The sequence below is a fragment of the Paenibacillus sp. FSL M7-0802 genome (assembly GCF_038004945.1).
Taxonomy (GTDB): Bacteria; Bacillota; Bacilli; order Paenibacillales; family Paenibacillaceae; genus Paenibacillus; species Paenibacillus polymyxa_B.
Map to the genome: position 1 here is coordinate 3,722,193 of NZ_JBBOSD010000001.1, position 18,011 is coordinate 3,740,203.

At 44.4% G+C, this 18,011-nt stretch carries 19 protein-coding genes; 12 read left to right on the top strand and 7 right to left on the bottom strand.

What is annotated here, in order from left to right; translation table 11 throughout:
* Positions 1-24: 24 nt before the first annotated feature.
* Both MHB54_RS17065 and MHB54_RS17070 read left to right on the top strand, forming a co-directional pair.
* On the top strand, positions 25-378 hold the full coding sequence (locus MHB54_RS17065) for an ArsR/SmtB family transcription factor (RefSeq protein ID WP_023990405.1): 354 nt from the start codon (positions 25-27) through the stop codon (positions 376-378).
* A gap of 88 nt (positions 379-466) precedes the next feature.
* Positions 467-1,756: an arsenic transporter gene (locus tag MHB54_RS17070; protein WP_319640933.1), complete on the top strand. Its 1,290-nt coding sequence runs from the start codon at positions 467-469 to the stop codon at positions 1,754-1,756.
* 30 nt (positions 1,757-1,786) lie between these two features.
* Here MHB54_RS17070 and MHB54_RS17075 read toward each other — a convergent pair whose 3' ends face one another.
* Positions 1,787-2,182, bottom strand: coding sequence for a winged helix-turn-helix transcriptional regulator (locus tag MHB54_RS17075; RefSeq protein WP_023990403.1), 396 nt, complete (start codon positions 2,180-2,182; stop codon positions 1,787-1,789).
* A gap of 159 nt (positions 2,183-2,341) precedes the next feature.
* On the opposite strand from MHB54_RS17075, the gene MHB54_RS17080 reads away from it, so the two are divergent.
* A complete protein-coding gene (locus tag MHB54_RS17080; protein WP_028541776.1) occupies positions 2,342-2,902 on the top strand; it encodes an NAD(P)H oxidoreductase in 561 nt (186 codons plus the stop codon).
* A gap of 122 nt (positions 2,903-3,024) precedes the next feature.
* Here MHB54_RS17080 and MHB54_RS17085 read toward each other — a convergent pair whose 3' ends face one another.
* The 3 genes from MHB54_RS17085 to MHB54_RS17095 form a co-directional block, all read right to left on the bottom strand.
* Entirely contained in the window at positions 3,025-4,275 is a 1,251-nt protein-coding gene (locus MHB54_RS17085) for an ABC transporter permease (protein WP_028541777.1), read from the bottom strand.
* Positions 4,259-5,578: an HlyD family secretion protein gene (locus MHB54_RS17090; protein ID WP_023990400.1), complete on the bottom strand. Its 1,320-nt coding sequence runs from the start codon at positions 5,576-5,578 to the stop codon at positions 4,259-4,261. Before MHB54_RS17090 ends, MHB54_RS17085 begins: the two co-directional genes overlap by 17 nt.
* A gap of 134 nt (positions 5,579-5,712) precedes the next feature.
* Positions 5,713-6,246, bottom strand: coding sequence for a MarR family winged helix-turn-helix transcriptional regulator (locus MHB54_RS17095; RefSeq protein ID WP_023990399.1), 534 nt, complete (start codon positions 6,244-6,246; stop codon positions 5,713-5,715).
* 315 nt (positions 6,247-6,561) lie between these two features.
* Here MHB54_RS17095 and MHB54_RS17100 point away from each other — a divergent pair, with 315 nt between their 5' ends.
* The 5 genes from MHB54_RS17100 (at position 6,562) to MHB54_RS17120 (ending at position 12,092) form a co-directional block, all read left to right on the top strand.
* Positions 6,562-7,128, top strand: coding sequence for a helix-turn-helix domain-containing protein (locus tag MHB54_RS17100; protein WP_023990398.1), 567 nt, complete (start codon positions 6,562-6,564; stop codon positions 7,126-7,128).
* 251 nt (positions 7,129-7,379) lie between these two features.
* Positions 7,380-8,615: a CynX/NimT family MFS transporter gene (locus MHB54_RS17105; protein ID WP_028541778.1), complete on the top strand. Its 1,236-nt coding sequence runs from the start codon at positions 7,380-7,382 to the stop codon at positions 8,613-8,615.
* Positions 8,616-8,617: 2 nt separating this feature from the next.
* On the top strand, positions 8,618-9,049 hold the full coding sequence (locus MHB54_RS17110) for a universal stress protein (RefSeq protein WP_023990396.1): 432 nt from the start codon (positions 8,618-8,620) through the stop codon (positions 9,047-9,049).
* Between the two features lie 325 nt (positions 9,050-9,374).
* On the top strand, positions 9,375-10,553 hold the full coding sequence (locus MHB54_RS17115; RefSeq protein ID WP_023989181.1) for an IS110 family transposase: 1,179 nt from the start codon (positions 9,375-9,377) through the stop codon (positions 10,551-10,553).
* A 363-nt stretch (positions 10,554-10,916) separates the two neighbouring features.
* On the top strand, positions 10,917-12,092 hold the full coding sequence (locus tag MHB54_RS17120) for an alanyl-tRNA editing protein (protein WP_023990395.1): 1,176 nt from the start codon (positions 10,917-10,919) through the stop codon (positions 12,090-12,092).
* A 12-nt stretch (positions 12,093-12,104) separates the two neighbouring features.
* Here MHB54_RS17120 and MHB54_RS17125 read toward each other — a convergent pair whose 3' ends face one another.
* A complete protein-coding gene (locus tag MHB54_RS17125; RefSeq protein WP_023990394.1) occupies positions 12,105-12,806 on the bottom strand; it encodes a YoaK family protein in 702 nt (233 codons plus the stop codon).
* Between the two features lie 194 nt (positions 12,807-13,000).
* Positions 13,001-13,519, bottom strand: a complete 519-nt coding sequence (locus tag MHB54_RS17130; RefSeq protein WP_023990393.1) for a DJ-1/PfpI family protein — start codon at positions 13,517-13,519, stop codon at positions 13,001-13,003.
* Between the two features lie 149 nt (positions 13,520-13,668).
* Here MHB54_RS17130 and MHB54_RS17135 point away from each other — a divergent pair, with 149 nt between their 5' ends.
* Positions 13,669-14,061, top strand: a complete 393-nt coding sequence (locus MHB54_RS17135) for a winged helix-turn-helix transcriptional regulator (RefSeq protein ID WP_013312050.1) — start codon at positions 13,669-13,671, stop codon at positions 14,059-14,061.
* 170 nt (positions 14,062-14,231) lie between these two features.
* Here MHB54_RS17135 and MHB54_RS17140 read toward each other — a convergent pair whose 3' ends face one another.
* Entirely contained in the window at positions 14,232-14,567 is a 336-nt protein-coding gene (locus tag MHB54_RS17140; protein WP_023990392.1) for a winged helix-turn-helix transcriptional regulator, read from the bottom strand.
* 267 nt (positions 14,568-14,834) lie between these two features.
* Between MHB54_RS17140 and MHB54_RS17145 the strand changes: the two genes are divergently transcribed.
* The 3 genes from MHB54_RS17145 (at position 14,835) to ribD (ending at position 17,871) form a co-directional block, all read left to right on the top strand.
* A complete protein-coding gene (locus MHB54_RS17145) occupies positions 14,835-15,941 on the top strand; it encodes an FAD-dependent monooxygenase (protein ID WP_264454505.1) in 1,107 nt (368 codons plus the stop codon).
* Between the two features lie 68 nt (positions 15,942-16,009).
* Positions 16,010-16,774: a GTP cyclohydrolase II gene (locus tag MHB54_RS17150; RefSeq protein ID WP_025722502.1), complete on the top strand. Its 765-nt coding sequence runs from the start codon at positions 16,010-16,012 to the stop codon at positions 16,772-16,774.
* Positions 16,771-17,871, top strand: coding sequence for a bifunctional diaminohydroxyphosphoribosylaminopyrimidine deaminase/5-amino-6-(5-phosphoribosylamino)uracil reductase RibD (gene ribD / locus MHB54_RS17155; RefSeq protein ID WP_068938282.1), 1,101 nt, complete (start codon positions 16,771-16,773; stop codon positions 17,869-17,871). Before MHB54_RS17150 ends, ribD begins: the two co-directional genes overlap by 4 nt.
* Positions 17,872-18,011: the final 140 nt, after the last annotated feature.

Genomic DNA, 18,011 nt, shown 5'->3' on the forward strand with positions numbered 1-18,011 from the left:
ATATAAGTGGAAGGGGGGCACACCTTGGATCAACTTGGTTATGTAGCCGATCATTTAAAGCTATTGGGGGATAAAACTCGGCTGGCCATGCTTTCCCTGCTAAGAGAGAGAGAATGGTGTGTTTGCGAATTTGTAGATATCTTTGATATGTCGCAGCCAGCAATTAGCCAACATTTGAGAAAATTAAAGTCGCAAGGGATTGTAAAAGAAGAACGACGAAGTCAGTGGGTATACTATTCCTTAAATGTAGACGACAAGCCGCATATTCAAGCTGTTCTTGAGAGTATGCCAGACTCTAAGCAGATTTTAAAATGGCTGAATAAAGAGGAGCCGATCGCATCTTGTGGACCGGATTCATCGGCTTGCTGCTCATCCTAAAGGCTGCTCCGTTTAACTCCTTGCAGGGATAAAGATGTTTTTAATATAAGTATATGTTTATAAGGTGATGTAATGGAGGTTTAAAACATTGATTTTGTTGGCATGCATTATATTCTTAGCCACTTTAGTGTTGGTGATCTGGCAGCCTAAAAATTTGTCCATCGGATGGTCTGCCTGCGGCGGTGCCATACTCGCCTTGCTGGTGGGTGTCGTCGATTTGCATGATGTTTGGGAAGTTACTCATATTGTCTGGAATGCGACACTGGCTTTTGTAGCCATTATTCTGATTTCGTTGGTGCTTGATAAAATCGGCTTCTTCGAATGGGCGGCGCTTCACATGGCACGAGCTGCGCGAGGAAGCGGAACCCGGATGTTTGTTTATGTGACCATTCTTGGCGCCATTGTTGCTGCTTTTTTTGCGAATGACGGTGCGGCCTTAATACTGACACCGATTGTACTGGCGATGGTTCGGGCACTTAAATTGGATGAGAAAATGGTTTTTCCTTTTATCATAGCGAGCGGTTTTATTTCAGACACGACGTCGCTTCCGCTTGTGGTCAGCAACTTGGTTAATATTGTGTCAGCCGATTTCTTTGGGATCACCTTTATGGAATATGCGAGTCGCATGATTATACCTAATTTATTTTCTTTAGCAGCCAGTATAGGAGTACTGTATCTCTTTTTTCGTAAAAGGATTCCGAAAACGTTTGATGCGACACAATTAATCAGGCCTGCGGAAGCGATTAAAGATCCAAAGATGTTCCGTATGTCCTGGATCGTTCTCGCGGTTTTGTTCATTGGCTACTTTGCATGCGAATTTTTTAATATTCCCGTTTCGGTGGTGGCCGGTATTATTGCTATCTTTTTCTTATTGATGGCGCGTAGAAGCCCTGCAGTGCCGATGAAAGAAGTCATCAAGGGCGCTCCATGGGCTATCGTATTTTTCTCCATCGGAATGTATGTTGTGGTGTATGGTCTGCGTAATGCCGGTTTGACGGATCTGCTGGCCCATGTGATTCAAGCGGCTGCCGATCAAGGTATGTTTGTGGCCACCATGGGCATGGGTTTTATTGCGGCGATTATCTCGTCGGTCATGAATAACATGCCTACGGTCATGATTAATGCGCTTGCCATTGATGCCACCCATGCAACCGGTATAGTCAAAGAGGCGCTGATTTATGCTAACGTCATTGGGTCGGATCTCGGGCCGAAGATAACTCCGATTGGTTCATTAGCCACGTTGTTGTGGCTGCATGTGCTTCGTTCGAAAAACGTGAAAATTTCTTGGGGGGCTTATTTTAAGACAGGCATTGTCTTAACCATTCCTACACTTTTTATGACCCTACTCGGCTTATACCTGTGGTTAGTCATTTCATAGGGCTATAGTATTTCAAACAAGCACGCTTCCTTAAAGAGGTGGTGCTTGTTTGGCGTTTTTTTCCCTCACAGTATACTCTTCCAGCACCTTTGTTTTATCTCCATAGATCCTATCCAAATGATCTTCTCCCCATAAGCAAAAACGATCAAGCAGATCTTTAAAATCCCATCCATATTCACTAAGCTCGTACTCCACTTTGGGTGGAACCTGGTTATAAATGATACGGTGGATGATTCCATCCTTTTCAAGCTCTCTAAGCTGTTGGGTGAGCACTTTTTGGGTGATTTTGGGAATGAGTTGACGAAGTTCGTATGTACGTTTTCTGCCGCTGATTAAATGGTGTAGGATGATGCCTTTCCACTTTCCACTGATGACCTCCAAAGTTGCCTCGATCCCGAGCATATAGGTTTTGGCGTTGTCTTCCATAAACTTTCCCCCTCCAATTTGTAGTTCTAAAAGCACTAAGGAACCTTAAAGTACCTACGGTACAATGAAGTGCGTACTTCACACTTTTATATATATCAACCATAATAGCATCTGTAAACAGGGTACACCAATCACGAGGAGAAAGAAGGTTACGGATACATGAAAGTTCTATTGGTCGTCACGCATCCTAGAGAAGATTCACTTACCCTTGCGGTCATGAATCGTTTTGTAGAGGGATTGAAAGAGAATAAGCACGAGGTAGATATTTTGGACTTGTATCGGGATGGGTTTAATCCGGTATATAGCGCGGCAGATGAGCTGGATTGGAATACGCCTCATAAACAATATGCTCCTGAAACACGGAGAGAGATGGACAGAATTGCTGCTGCGGATGCTCTGGTCTTTGTGTTTCCTCTATGGTGGTACAGTGTTCCTTCCATGCTAAAAGGGTACCTGGATAAAGTGTGGAACATAGGTTTACTTGAGGAGTTCAAGACAAAACAGGTCTTGTGGCTGTGCTTGGCGGGAGGAACGAAAGAACATCTGATCAAGTATGAATATCACGATTTAGTTACTAATTATTTGAATAAAGCCATTGCTGGTTACGCAAGAGTAAGAGAGTCCAAGGTGGAGTTCTTCTATGATACTTTGTCCGAATCGAAAGAATACATTGAAGGTTTACTGGAGCACGCTTATCAATTAGGTCGGGCATATAAGTGAATTTTATTCTGATAACAATGACAATTTAATATTATTGAGAATTTTGCAAAATCCTGATTATTGAAAAAGGGTTAAGGCTCGTTAGACGGCACTTAACCCTTTTTTATTTTATAGACGAGACTCTATCCTTTTATAGGCTCATGCATAGGTGCTGATGGTGCCCCTTGCATAGATAACCCGCCGCCAGTTGAGCTTGCTGGAACAACGGGATGTGGTGATCCCTTTTCAGAAGCATTGCCAGCAGTTTGCTTGGCCAGCTTTTGTTTTTCCCACAGTGCTCTGGCGATCACCAGCATGGAGAGTACACCCACATATAGTAACAGAGAACCGAGTTCGGGAAGCATCTCTTGCAAAGGTGCACCACGCAGACCCATGGTACGAAGGAATTTGTACATCCATACAAAGGGGAAGAAATCACCGATTTGAATCGCTAAAGGTGGAAACAGTGATCTGGAAAGAACAGCCCCTGATAAAACAAAAGCAGGCATGAGTATCATCACCATTCTGCCGATGGCTATTCCTGGATGTGCAGCGCCCCATGCAACCAGGACATTGATACAAACGGTACCGAATACATACAGGACAACCGGAATTATAAAGAGAATCGGATTGGCCTCGAAACGGCCTCCTCCAAACACTTTAAGCATCCCGAGAGAGAAGATTAAGCCAGCCGTCGAAAACAGCGTATAAGGAAGCACACGCAGTAGTATGTTGAACGGATTTTGCAGCTCAGCAGCCAGCCTCTTGGAAACCCGGAGTCTAGCGACCAGAGGTAAGCTATTTATATTGAGTATCATAAAAGAGAACATACAAGTGAATGCAAGTATCGTCGTATTCTGATAGTCATTCGTTGGATTAAACAGGGAACGCACTTCCAAGGCGATACCATTGAGGGCCCCTTGGGCCTGTTCTGCGTTCATCCCGGTTTTCAACATAGCTGGAACAGACAGTTCCATATTCTCGGAAACGCTAATTTCCTGCATAGCTGTACGAATCGAAGTAATAGATTGAACATTGGTATTATCGAGAATGAGACCCACGCGGCTGGAAAGGGAACGATTGTGATTATCCTCTAAACCATGCGGCAGGGAAATAACAGCCAAATATTGCTCATGATAAAAATACTGTTCAGGGTTGTCCGTATACGAAACAATCTCAGCTACGTTCATATACGGGGAAGCATCTATTTTCTGAATGAACTCACGGCTGTAAGCTGTGTTATCTTGATCCACCACTACCACGTTAGCGTCGTTAATTTGGCTGCTTGGGAGCAACAGTGAATACCCCAGTACGGCAATCAACGGGAAGATGATAGCTATGATCGGATACTTGGAGTGAACCAGATACGACCATTCATCACGAAGAGATTTCATTTGTATTCACCTCAACTGTCATGCCTGGTAGCAAAGCTGCTTCTCTTGTTACATATACACGTACCTGGAATGTAGCGGTATCTGCTTCTCCTTTTTCACGGGACATCTTCACATTAGCGAATTGTGGTGCAGCAGTTACATAGCGTACCGTACCTTTCAGGTCCTTATTGAGACCAGAGATATGAGTTTTAATTTCTTGATTGGCCTTGAATTTCCCCGCTTGTTCTTCATTCACATAGAGATCGTAATATAAATCATTGGTTTCCAGGGTAATCACAGGAGCCCCTTGCGCCACATTTTCGCCGACTTTGGTACTAATCGAAGTAACCTTGCCATCCTGTGGTGCTTTTAACACCAGGCGTTCTTTTTTGAGCAGCAACGTTTTAAGCTGAACTTCCTGTGTGTCTTTTTGTTGCTTTAAGAGGTCAATAGCCAGCTTCTGATCTGCCAACTGTTGACGACTCTGCTGAATGGTTTCCAGTTGGGTCTTGGAACGATCGACGGACAATTGAGCACCGCGAATTTCTTCCTCGGCTTGTTTTACCGAAACGGCTGCTTGTGTCGTCTGTTCACTGGCCTGCATACGTTCTTCAGAAGTGGCACCATGAAGTAGCTTTTGAAGAGACTCTTTTTGCTGGCTCAACTGATTTGTCGCTAAAGTCAAAGAGGATTCGGCATCATCCAACGCTGCTTTGGATGCACTTCCTGCATCATAGAGTGCTTTATTACGCTTATAGTTGGTTTGCGCTGTCTGAACGTTTTTGGTGGCTGAGGCTACGGCAATTCGTTGCTGCTGAACATCTTCATCCCGAGCCCCGTTATTGACCTGTTGTTCCGCAGCAGTGGCTTGACGCTCAGCCGCTTGTGCCCGCTGCAATGCGGCCTGACTTTTACTCTCAGTCACTTGAGCTTGCGCGATATCTAGCTGTGCCTGTTTTTCCTGAGTTGCTGCTCGTGTATACCCTAAATGGATGGATTGTTGTTGTTGGCTGATCTGCGTATTGAACTGGGCGATTTGTGTCCGCAGCTGCTCAATTTGCAGATCCACATCTTTGGAATCCAAAGTCATAAGGACAGTTCCTTTTTTCACCTTAGTTTCTTCTGTTACCGGGATGTTCAGGATTTTGCCTCCTACTTGTTCAAACGATACATGAATGCTATCCGCATTTAGTGTTGTGCCTTTAACAGATCGAGAAGCATTGACTTGATCTTGTCCGTTAGTCTGAAGCAGGAACCCCCCGCCGATAAGGCAGGCAATAGAAATGACAGGGATGATGAGGCTGGCGACTTGTGTGCGATTCATGAGTAATACGCTCCTTACATTCATAAAATGAGTTAAACATAGACTCGAATAAATATCCTGGTATGTACATTTTATTTATTCTTTTATTTAATAATTTAAAAGTTAGTCGGCTAACTAAAACGCAAAATTAAAACTTATTCTGGTTTTGCTGCTTTATATATCTCTTTTGCTTGAGGGATGCCGCTTTCTATTTTTTGGAGTAATGTCAGGAGCAGCTCTTTTTCATCGGTGGATAGGTGGCTCATCAGTGTGGAAGTGCTTGTGAAATGTGTAGGCAGCAGTCTTTCCATCATTTCTGTTCCTTGTTCGGTCAGTTTAACAATGCTCATACGGCGGTCGGAAGGGTGTACGGATCTCATAGTAAGCCCATCGCGTTCCAGGCGGTCAAGCAGACCGGTAACGGTAGGCTTGCTAACTCCTACTTTCTCCGCAAGCTCTGTAGCCAGCAATCCTGTTTGGATGTTGCGGTACAGGAGAATTAATATTGAAAATTTTCCATGAGATATACCGAACTTCTCAAAGCCCTCAAAACTGACTTTAAAAACACTGGAAGATACTCGCATAAAAAATAGCATAGCTTCTGTCGCTCTTACATCAATCTCGGGGATACGCTTAGAAAATTCTTGCAGCGCCTCACGAGTGGGCAAGTCCCGTAAATCAAAATCCATAGGGTTCTCCTTTCTTCTTACAGTATGTTCCAATCAACAAATTAGTTAGCCGACTAATCTTAATCTATTCAAAAATGAATTTCAAGCTAAATTTTGTTAATCGTCATGTAGATTTTTCACTATATGGAGGTTGTTGTCAAAGGAAAATAAAGTGTTAGACTGACGATGCTTCATTAAGCTAACTGGCAGATTAGTTACATAGACGTCAGAATTTTGCATAGGAGTGTAGTCCACCATCCCATACTAATTGTATGGAAAAGAGTCTAGATAAACAGTATACTAGCTATAATTGTTTTTTGTTGAGGTGCATATCAAATGGATGAAATCGATGAATCAAAACAAATTGTATTACAAATCGGCGGTGTCTTGAAAAAGTACAGAAAAGAAAAAAACATGAGCTTAGACGACTTAGCGGAATTAACGGGTGTAAGCAAACTTACTCTGGGGAATATCGAACGTGGCGATACAAATCCAACTTTGGCGATTATATGGAAAATTTCAAAAGGCATATCTTTACCGCTATTAGCTTTGTTGAAATCAGAAGACCCTGTTAGTTTGTATCGAGCAGGCGAAGGACTGCGGTTTTCTAATGATCAAAAAAATTGGATCATTGAACCGGTCTTTAAAAACGCAAGCAACGATATTGAAATGTGTCGGGCTTACTTACAGCCGAATAGCTCGTATCACCCTGAAGGTCATCATGTGAATACAACTGAAATTGCGACAGTAATGACTGGTTCCATTGAAATTCAAGTCAATGGAGAGATTTACACATTGAATCAATATGATACGATCAGTTTTCGTGCAGATTGTCCTCACTCTTATACCAATCGTACGAATAGCGAAACAGTGCTCCATATATCCTTAAAGTATGGTTTCTAAAAGTCGAAAATTCCACTTATTAAATACAACTCCGAATTCCATGACGGGAATTCAGAGTTGTATTTTTGTTTTTAGATGAGTTAATGTGTGTTATAAAATACTTATTGTTAAAAATAATATATTACAAAATAATTATTGTTAAAAATAATATATTATAATATACTTTTATTGTTCGCGCGGATGTTATTTCATAGTTTTTCAATCAGCAGGAAACAAATTTTACGTATGAATTTAGTAAGGAGAAATGAAGAATGTCGAACAAACAAAATATAAAAGCCGTACCATCCTCTATAGGACTGATAATTCTCGGCATTATTATTATTGCAGCTAATTTACGTGCTCCCTTAACCTCAGTCGGTCCTTTAGTGAGTCTCATAAGGGATGACGTTCGTATTTCAAATACAGTAGCAGGCCTGATAACAACGCTACCTCTGCTTGCCTTTGCTTTATTATCACCTCTAGTACCCAAATTTGGACGAAGGTATGGGATTGAACGTATCATTTTGATTGCCCTAATCGTTCTGACTGTTGGCATTGTAATACGTTCTTTATCTGGCGCAGCTAATCTATATATTGGGACAGCAATTCTTGGATTCGCAATTGCCGTATGTAATGTATTATTGCCAAGTTTAATCAAAAGGGATATCCCAAATAAAATTGGCTCCATGACAGGTGTTTACTCAATTTCAATGAGTTTATTTGGAGCAATCGCATCGGGAATCAGTGTACCGCTAGCCGTGAACGCAGGTCTAAAATGGCAGGGAGCATTGGGAATATGGGGGATTCTAAGCTTTGTATCGATTCTCTGTTGGTTACCCCAATTAAGAAATCAAACGAAGCAAACAACCACGACGAGTCAACAGATGGCCAGCAACGATGTGAATGTTTGGCGATCCCCTCTTGCCTGGCAAGTAACCTTGTTTATGGGTATACAGTCCATGGTTTTCTATGTGTTGATCGCATGGTTGCCTGAAATTTTAAAGCAGCAAGGAATTGGCTCAAACCAATCAGGATGGTACCTCTCGATAATGCAGTTAGCTCTGCTTCCATTTACCTTTATTGTCCCCGTTATTGCTGGGCGCATGTCTAGCCAACGTTTGTTAGTGGTCATCACAATCATTTTGCTTTTAACGGGAACGCTCGGACTTCTATACGGAAGCTCCAATATCATTCTGTTGTGGATTATAATACTCGGAATTGGTGGAGGCTGCGCCTTTAGTTTGTCCATGATGTTTTTCGGTTTACGTACTGAAAATGCGCATCAAGCAGCGGAACTGTCTGGCATGGCGCAATCGATCGGATATCTTCTTGCCGCAATCGGTCCTGCCCTTATAGGATTTCTGCATGATGCGACAAATAGTTGGAATCTGCCACTTTTCATTCTGCTTGGCGCTTCGGTCTTACTCTTTTTAGTCGGTATAGGAGCAGCAAGAAACCGTTTTGTAGGTAGCCGAAATAGTTACGAGCTGCCACGGAAAGGACGATAAATATGTTTGACAAAATTATTGTGGCAATTGATAAAGCTGAAATAACGAACAAACTCCTCGATGCAACCGTTGAAATAGCTCGAAACAAACAAACTCAAGTTACCTTGGTTAATGTCAGCCAGGAATATGTATCGAATGGCATGACATATTTACCAGGGCATTTCTTGGAAGAAATATTGAACGAAATGGAGAAAGCGAGTTTGGAACAGTTGCAACAAGCCAAATCCAAATTAGAATCTGCGGGGATTAACCCGGAAACACTTCATCTTAAGGGAGATCCTGCACATGAAATATTAAATTATGCAAGAGATTCCAAGCAGCAACTCATTATTATTGGAAGCCGTGGGCTAAGTGGCATAAAAGAAATGATGCTTGGAAGTGTCAGCCACAAGGTTTCACAGCTATCAAGTTGCCCAGTCCTCATTGTGCATTAACTCCTTCGGGAACCGTAAAGATGATGCATTGTTATACTAACGGAGAACTTTAGTTCAATAAAACAGCGACAGTCTAGGACTTTATTTCGTATTATTAGGTCAACCAGAGATTTCTGGTTGGCCTTTTTTCTTAGGCGTCATATGATGGCGGTAGCCGAGAGAACGTGGACTTTATTGGGGTCAACCCCGTCGTGAAAACAGTTCTCTCACTGCCCCCAATGACCATGTTTGAGCTGGTTGAGACAGGGATCTCGTATCACAAGCGAAGCTATGGGTTTGGAACCATCGCGGGAGTGACGGCAACTTTAAAATTAGGGAGTGTGTTATGGAGCCGGTTGTAGGATTAGATGTGGCTAAAGGAGCCAGCGTCGTTCAGGCTTTTCTAGGAAGGAATGAACCTTACGGAATATTGGAGAGTATTACGCACGAGGAGAGCGGTTTTGAACGATTGGGAGAATTGCTTGATGAATTGAAGGTACTCTCGGGCAGGGAGCCCGTTATTATTTTGGAAGCAACCGGCCATTACCATCGAGGATTAGTTTCCTATTTAATACGTGAGGAGTACAAGTATTTTATAATCAATCCACTTCAATCTAAACGTGCGAGAAACACGCAACTGCGAAAAGTAAAAACCGACGCTGCAGATGCATGGCACTTGGCCGACATGTACTATCGGGGTGATGTAACGCCACATCGTACATGGGACGAGTTGTACACCGAGCTACAGCATGTGACGAGACAACATGAGTTTATAACCTCGATGTATGTTCAGGCAAAGCTAAACTCGAGAGCTTTACTGGATCAGGTATTTCCCGCGTTTGAGAAGGTGTTCAGTAATCTCTTCTCAGCTACTGCACTTAGAGTGCTGCAGAGTTGTCTGAACGACGAGTTTGAAAAGGTAGAATCTATCATTCAGGAACAAACCGGGAAGTCTCATTCGAAAGATTGGGTAGGAGAGAAGGCAAATCAGTTGAGACAAGCATTACTTGAATGGGCCAATAATAAAAGGAGCATAACGCAAAGCATGGCCCTTGTAGGGATGGTATCCCTCCTACTTGAGTTCCAGAAGCAATTAAGTAGGCTGGAAGAAACCCTGGAGGAAATTTCCGCGACATTACCAGAAGTGGAACTTTTAAAGACCATTCCGGGAATAGGCGACAAACTTGCTTCGGCGATCATAGCGGAGATCGGAGATGCCCGTCAATTTAGGAGTGCTAAACAGCTTGTTGCCTACGCAGGTCTTGATCCAAGTGTCTACAGTTCGGGTAAGTATACGGCCTCTAGAAATCGGATAACGAAGCGAGGATCCAAAAGACTTCGAAGAGCTCTATATTTAGCCGTTCAATGCGGACTACGTGGTGGAAGAAATAGCAGATTAAAGGATTATTATGATATGAAAAGAAAAGAGGGCAAGCCCTACAAGGTGGTTGTGATTGCTTGCGCCAACAAGCTACTCCATCACGTTTACGCCATCCTTAATAAAGACCAACCCTACCACATTTAATTCCCACAATTATCCACAACCCTTCACGCCAATGAAGGATTATTTGTTGTGCTCAAAAAAAAGTATATCAGTTTTTAAAATATTTTCCACACTGTAGCTTGACAACTATTAGCTGGTTTTCTCGTCCACGGCTGCCGCTGTTTTTATAGCTAGGGCCAGTCTAATACTTTTTTTACGAGATCTGACGGTTTTATAATTCGAAATGTCGCGTGGGACCAACATATCCAGTCTAGTACTTTATTTTCTTTCTACAGTTGTTCGTGCCATGGTTCAAGCTTTTCCCTACATTGATATTTACAATGAAGTGCTTGATAATAAGTGGATATCGTACGAGACAAAGAACCTAAAAGTGAGGAATCTGGAATGACGACAAAATTATACTACACTGCTCCAAATCTTACGGAGTGGGACACTCATATTACACAGAGCATGGAAAGAGACGGAAAATATTTGGTTATGCTGGAGGAAACGGCCTTTTATCCGCATGGCGGAGGCCAGCCTTGTGATACAGGAACAATTCAGGGCGTCCGTGTATTAGATGTTGTTCTCGAGGATGGGGATATTTGGCATCAGGTAGAGCATTTGCCGGAGGATAGGAAAGTAGCCTGCCAATTGGATTGGGAGCGCAGATTTGATCATATGCAGCAGCATAGCGGGCAGCATTTGCTGTCAGCGGTTTGTCTGGAGTTGTTGGGTGCGCGTACTGAAAGCTTTCATCTGGGACAAGAATATGCCACGATTGATGTGAACTGTTCGGATGTAACACCTGCGCAGCTATCGGCAATCGAACAGGAAGTAAATCAGCAAATCTATAGTAATCGCAACATAAAAAGTTTTTTTGTAACCAGTGAGCAATTGAAGGATATTCCGCTGGTGAAAACGCCCAAAGTGACGGAAAATATTCGGATTGTCGAGATCGAGGGCATTGAATATAATGCTTGCGGCGGTACACATGTAGCTCAGACCGGGGAAATTGGAATGATTAAATGCTTGAAATGGGAAAAGCAAAAAGGGATGGCGAGAATCCATTTCAAATGTGGTGCTCGCGCACTCCAGGACTTTAATGAGAGTGTTCGGATTTTGGACGTGTTATCTACGAAGTTCAATACTGGACGAAAGGATATTTTGACTCGATTCGAAAAGTGGGAGCAGGAGCATAAGCAGCTCAAGGCGCAAGTGGAGTTCTTGCAAGAGGAAAATGCATCGTACCAGGCGAAAGAGTTGCTGTCTGCTGTACAGGGGCATGTTCTTGCTCATGTATTTGAACAAAAATCCATTCAGGAGATGCAGCAATTGGCTGCCAAGCTGACCGCTGAGCATGATCTGCTTGTTTTATTTGCCACAACAGCCGAAAACAAAATCATTCTGGCACATAATGGTACCCATTCCATTAGCTGCGGAGCGTATTTAAAGGAAAATCTGGGCGCGTTTCAGGGCAAAGGGGGCGGTAGCAACCAATCTGCGCAGGCAGCATTTTCGTCCCGCAATGACCTCTTGAATTTCTTCGAAACGGCCCAGCGGCAGTTCATTCAGGGCTGATGTAATGGAGGATTAGTGACGAAGCGGAAGCTTCCACTTTTCCTCTTCTGTAAATAAAATAAAAGAAAAAATAAGTGCAACAACAGCGCCCCAAACGGCTTTATCCCCAATCGTCAAAGTCAGAAATCCCCCCAGCAAGGCTCCTACCAAGAAGGCAGCCAGGATGACACCATAACGCATCGCTCGAATGGCAGCGTTCGTGTCCTTGGTCGTTACAGCGACATACACAGCCTCGATAGCTGATCGAAGGTTACCGGTGCTGACCGTGGAGGTGTACGGCACATCAATGAGCTTGCGGAAGGAAGTCATTTGCACGGAAGCGACGAATGAGACGATCACCACTACTACCGTATTGGGAACTCCTTGCGGAATCAATCCCACGATGAAAAAAATCGCGATTTCCAGTAAAAGAATTGCGCGGGTCCAGTCTGGAGTTAAACGGTGGGTTGATTTGCGTTTAATCCCTTCAGCAACAAAAACCCCCAGTGAAAAGGCGATCAGAGGCGGGATATAGGATAATGCCTGAATCCAGTGCCCCTGAATGACTTTAACAGCCAGCAGCACGATATTGCCTGTCTGTGCGTTGGCGAAAACACCGCCTCTTCCAACAAAGGTATATGTGTCCAAAAAGCCCCCTACTAATGATAGTAAGGCGCCCAGTCGCAACGATTCGGACGTTACCTGATGTAAATGGATTTTGCCTTTCATAAACACGGCATATAAGCCTCCTATACTAAACGTCGATTCTTTAAAGCTAACACGAAAATCCAGGACCATACAATTAAATTAATCACTTAAGCATGACAATGGCACAAAGAAGCCGCAACGGGTCCCATACAAAAGAAAGGACGCGATGCGGCTTTTTGGAGTGCTGTTTAAAGTGCCCACCTAGAACCTCAAAGATGTGCTTATTGCAGGGCTTTGACAAGTGCTGCGCCGAAGTCCTGTGCACCATCTGGACCGTCGGCTGTAATAATGTCGCTATGCGCAACGACATGCTGTGCCACATATTCGGCTTGATGCGATTGGAGCAGGTCCTTTTGTACATCCACAGGATAACATGTAGCCGTTCTGCCGGAGAGCAGTCCAGTTTGAGCCACGGCTACAGAACCTGCGCAGATGCCAGCCAATAGTTTCTTTTGCTCATGAGTTTGTTTCAGCAGAGCTTGGAGATCCGCGTTATTCCAAAGATAGTCATTCGTTCCTGATCCGCCGATCACAGATACCACATCATAATCAGCCAGCACAGCGTCAGTAAAAACAAGATCAGCTGTCGCTTTACCGTTGTAGTCACCTATGATTTCGCCTGTTTTTGTACTAGCTAGCGTAACAGTAACGCCTGCTTGCTCCAGTGCTTCCTTTGGTTTAAACAATTCATCCTCATTAAAGCGCTCTGGGGGTATAATAAAAAGAGCTTTTTTACTCATACTTCATTCCTCCTTGAATGTGAAACGATATCTACTATTGTAGGATGGCATCGTCAGGCTGTGAAGAATGCACTTTCAAGTACGGAGGTTACCTGTAGGTTACTATTAGAGTGCAAGACCATGATGATTTAGAAGGAGTTAATTGATATATGTCCGATACGCTAAGAGAAGAAATACGGGAGAAGATCGTCAACGGAGACTATAACTGCGAAAAGGAACTGACCCTTTCGGTCTTAAGCGGAAAGTGGAAGGTCGTCATTTTATGGCATCTGGGTGTAGAAGGGGCGCACCGTTTCAGTGACCTGCAAAGGCTGTTTCCGAAGCTGTCGCATAAAGTGCTGACCAATCAGCTGCGGGAGTTGATGGAGGACGGTATTGTGCACCGGGAAGTGTATCCCGAGGTACCTCCAAAGGTGGAGTATTCGATGACTGAACTGGGGATGACGATTTTGCCCATTGTGGAGATGATGTATGACTGGGGGAAAAAACGGGTGCAATCCATTCGTGAGGAAATGCAACGCAGCGGTGAGGGAAACGTTTAAATAATGGAATCGATATGTAGGTGAATCAATAAAGTTCCTTCATATGAAAAATAGAACGCCTTGCACTATGAGTACAAATTGTACTTAGAGCAAAGGCGTTCTTTGGCATGTTAGCAGTCTGTGTGTTTTTATCATGTTAGTTTAGGAAAAATAGCTGTAGCCCATATGGATCATTGCTTTTCAAGTGCTGGTAGAACCTCAATCCAGCGTGTAGCCCAAGTACCGATATGGTCAAACAAAGGAGCTAAATCGCGTCCCTTATCTGTAAGAGAGTATTCAATCCGTACAGGCTTCTCAGGATAAACCATACGTTGTATGATTCCTTCTTCCTCCAGCTCTTTTAGACGGTCGGAAAGGACCTTTCCACTTAAATTAGGGATTGAATTCTCAATAGCGACGAAACGTTGCGGACCATTAGTTAGTTGAAATACGATCAACACCGTCCAACGCTTACTCAGTAGCTCCATAGCTTTTTCAAACCGTGGGCACATCTGCGGAATGTTCATGTGATCACCTCATGCTCCTATTATTAACGATCCACTGTTAAAAGTAAATGATTTTACTTTACATAAATTTATTACTTGACGAAATGGTGTGATATAAATATACTTTGTTACATAAAGTAACTTGTTGGCTTTGATACGGAGCTTGAGATATGAATACTTAAAATTTGAACTTAATTTGATATTATTTTTGATATTATTAATGATGTAATTAAATGAACAGATACGAACTAATCGTTATGGTGTGGTTTGGGCGTAGGGGGAAGTCAGATGAAGTTGGAATGTGAAGTGTGCGTAGTTGGAGGGGGACCCGCAGGAACTTTGTTGTCCTGTCTACTGGCGGCGCATGGTGTATCCACGATATTGATTGAGCGGCAGAGCATAGCGGGAAAGGCTTTCCGCGGTGAAATCTTGAATGATGAGGGTCAGGAAGTGATCCAAAAGCATAAGCTGCTCGAACAAATTCATAAGGACTATGTTCTCGCCTCTACAAGAATCGAATATTGGGAGCATCAGCAGCAAGTGAAGACGGTCAAGCCAGCATCAGTAGATGGTAATGTGGGGGTTCATATTCCACAGCCTCGATTTTTGGAGGCTCTGCTCAAGCAGGCGTCAACCTACGAGTCCTTCCGTTACCTGGCGGGTACAACTGTGACTACCTTGGAAGGTAACAGCGAGCAGGGGTACACGGGCTTGGCCGCCCGCGATAAGAACGGTCATGAGATCACGATTGACAGTTCGTTGATTGTAGGGGCAGACGGTCGCTATTCGACTGTGCGCAAGCTGGCGCAGATGCCTGTGACAAACATTCGACACGGCTATGATCTGCTATGGGCGAAAATCACAGCACCTGCTGGGTGGGAGCCCGTCACTCGTCTGGCACGGGTCAACGGAGGGCAGTTGGCTTTATTCTCGCAGGCTGAGGGCTATATTCAAATTGGCTGGAATGTGGAGGAAGGTAGCTTTCCAACCCTGTTTAAGCAATCCTTTGAACCCTTTATACAACGGCTTACCGAGGCTTTTCCGGATTTGAAGCATAGTGTGCATGATCACATTCGTTCATGGAAGGACTTCGTACCGTTGGATATTTTCAGCAGTCGCAGTGACACCTGGGCGCAGAACGGGCTGGTCCTTATTGGAGATGCGGCGCATACCATGACACCTACCGGAGCTTTTGGCTTGAATGCAGCGTTAAAGGATGCCGATGTGCTAGCTAGTGAGCTTCTTCGTTTACGACAGAAGAGCTATACCGCAGGAGACCTAAAGGCGTTCGAAGACGGACGACGACAGGCTGTCACCGAGCTTCAGGAACGGCAGCTGACGATGGAATCCACGTTTCATGAACATTTCTTACAAGCCGATAATCAAAGGATATAAATCCTGACAACAACATGAATTACCGGAATTTTCATATATAGAGTTTATATAAAGGATGGTGCAGAGAGATGAACCAAAAAGATGTAGCTACGCTACTTAACGATAAAATTCAAACCGTTCGCGGAGAGCAATCTTCGACGATTTTAGTAGGACCGATCAAGCTGCCAGTTAATATGGAAGGAGAAACGGTTGTTTTTCAGTGGTACTGCTGGTTGCCTGTACGGGATGAGGAAGATCGTCAGGACTTACTGAATGCCACCGCTGAGACGATTGTGAAGCGATTGTCCACACTGGATTTGGCAGAGGGACAACAGTCAAGCGTTTTGGTGTATGGCGATCTTCAACAGTCGGAAAATGCATTAGTTCGCATGCATAGTATTTGCCATACTGGAGATATTTTTGGTAGCAAGCGTTGTGATTGCGGATTTCAACTCCACCAGTCCATGAAAATGATTGTGGAACATGGAACGGGTGCATTGTTCTATCTGGCTAACCATGAAGGCCGCGGAATCGGTTTGTTTAGTAAAGCAATGGCTTATATTCTGCAGGAAGAAGGCATGGATACTGTAGAAGCCAATCATCAATTGGGTTTTGAAGATGATACACGCAACTATGCGGATGCCATTAGTGTGCTCCGTCACCTGAGACAAAAACCAGTAACCCTGATCACAAATAATCCCAAAAAACTGGATGCCTTGAAGAAATCGGGTATGAATGTGGCGGGTCGCATGCCGCTCTGGGGCGATGTGTCGCAATATAATGAACGGTATTTGAATACAAAAGTGGAACGATCCGGCCATTTGCGGGATTCCGATCTCAGGGAGGTTCTATGACCACTCACGAAAAATATATGCGCCTGGCACTGGAAAATGCCAGAAGTGCTAAAGGGCAAACCGAACCGAATCCGCTCGTCGGATCAGTCATTGTCAACAACGGTCGTATCGTTGGGATCGGCGCTCATCTGAAGCCCGGCGAGCCACATGCCGAGATTCATGCGTTGCGTATGGCGGGTGAACACGCTCAGGGAGCGACAATTTACGTAACGCTGGAGCCGTGTTCCCATCACGGTCGGACAGGCCCGTGCGCGGAAGCCATTGTGAAGGCAGGCATTCGTCGGGTGGTGGTTGCAGCGCTGGACCCGAACCCGCTGGTTTCCGGCAGAGGGGTACAGATTTTGAAAGATGCGGGCATTGAGGTCATTGTCGGAGTATGTGAGCAGGAATCCATCCGCATGAATGAAGTGTTCAATCAATATATTGTGAGCAAGCGTCCTTTTATTACGATCAAATCGGCAGTAACACTGGACGGTAAAATTGCAACCCGGACCTCGGAAAGCAAATGGATTACATCTGAGGCTGCACGGGAGGATGTGCATCGTCTTCGTAACGAGCATGTGGGAATCCTGGTCGGTGTACAGACGGTGATTCACGATAATCCTCAGCTTACGACTCGTCTACCAGAAGGACGGAATCCGATTCGTATCATTTTGGATAGCAAGCTTCGAATTCCATTGGATGCCCGTGTCATTACAGATGGGGAGGCGCCTACCTGGATATTCACAGGACGCGCTTATGATGAAGGCAAGCGTAGCCAGTTGGAACAGCTAGGTGTAAAGATATTTCCGACTCAGGATGAAAACAGCGATCGGGTTAACCTGCCGCAAATGCTGGATATTCTGGGGGCAGCGGAGGTGTCATCAGTGTTCGTAGAAGGCGGAGCCGAGGTGAACGCTTCCTTCGTGCAGCAAGGGCTGGCAGACAAGCTGGTGCTGTACATGGCACCAAAGCTGGTTGGAGGACGCGCAGCCCCGGGATTTCTCGGGGGAGAGGGCGTGTCTGCGATGAGCGATGCGGTGGCATTGCATGATTTGAGCGTGACACAGGTTGGTGTAGACTGGAAACTAGAAGGGTATTTTGAGCGGGAAAAATGAGTGTTGTTTGCGGGGGAGAAGGCACTCCACTAAGGGGTTGATCTTCCGATCGCTGTTGCAGTGGGATTCTTCGGATTGTATAAGACATTTAAAGGTAAGAATCCCACTGCAAAGGCGAACGCTTACGCTTCTCCAGATTC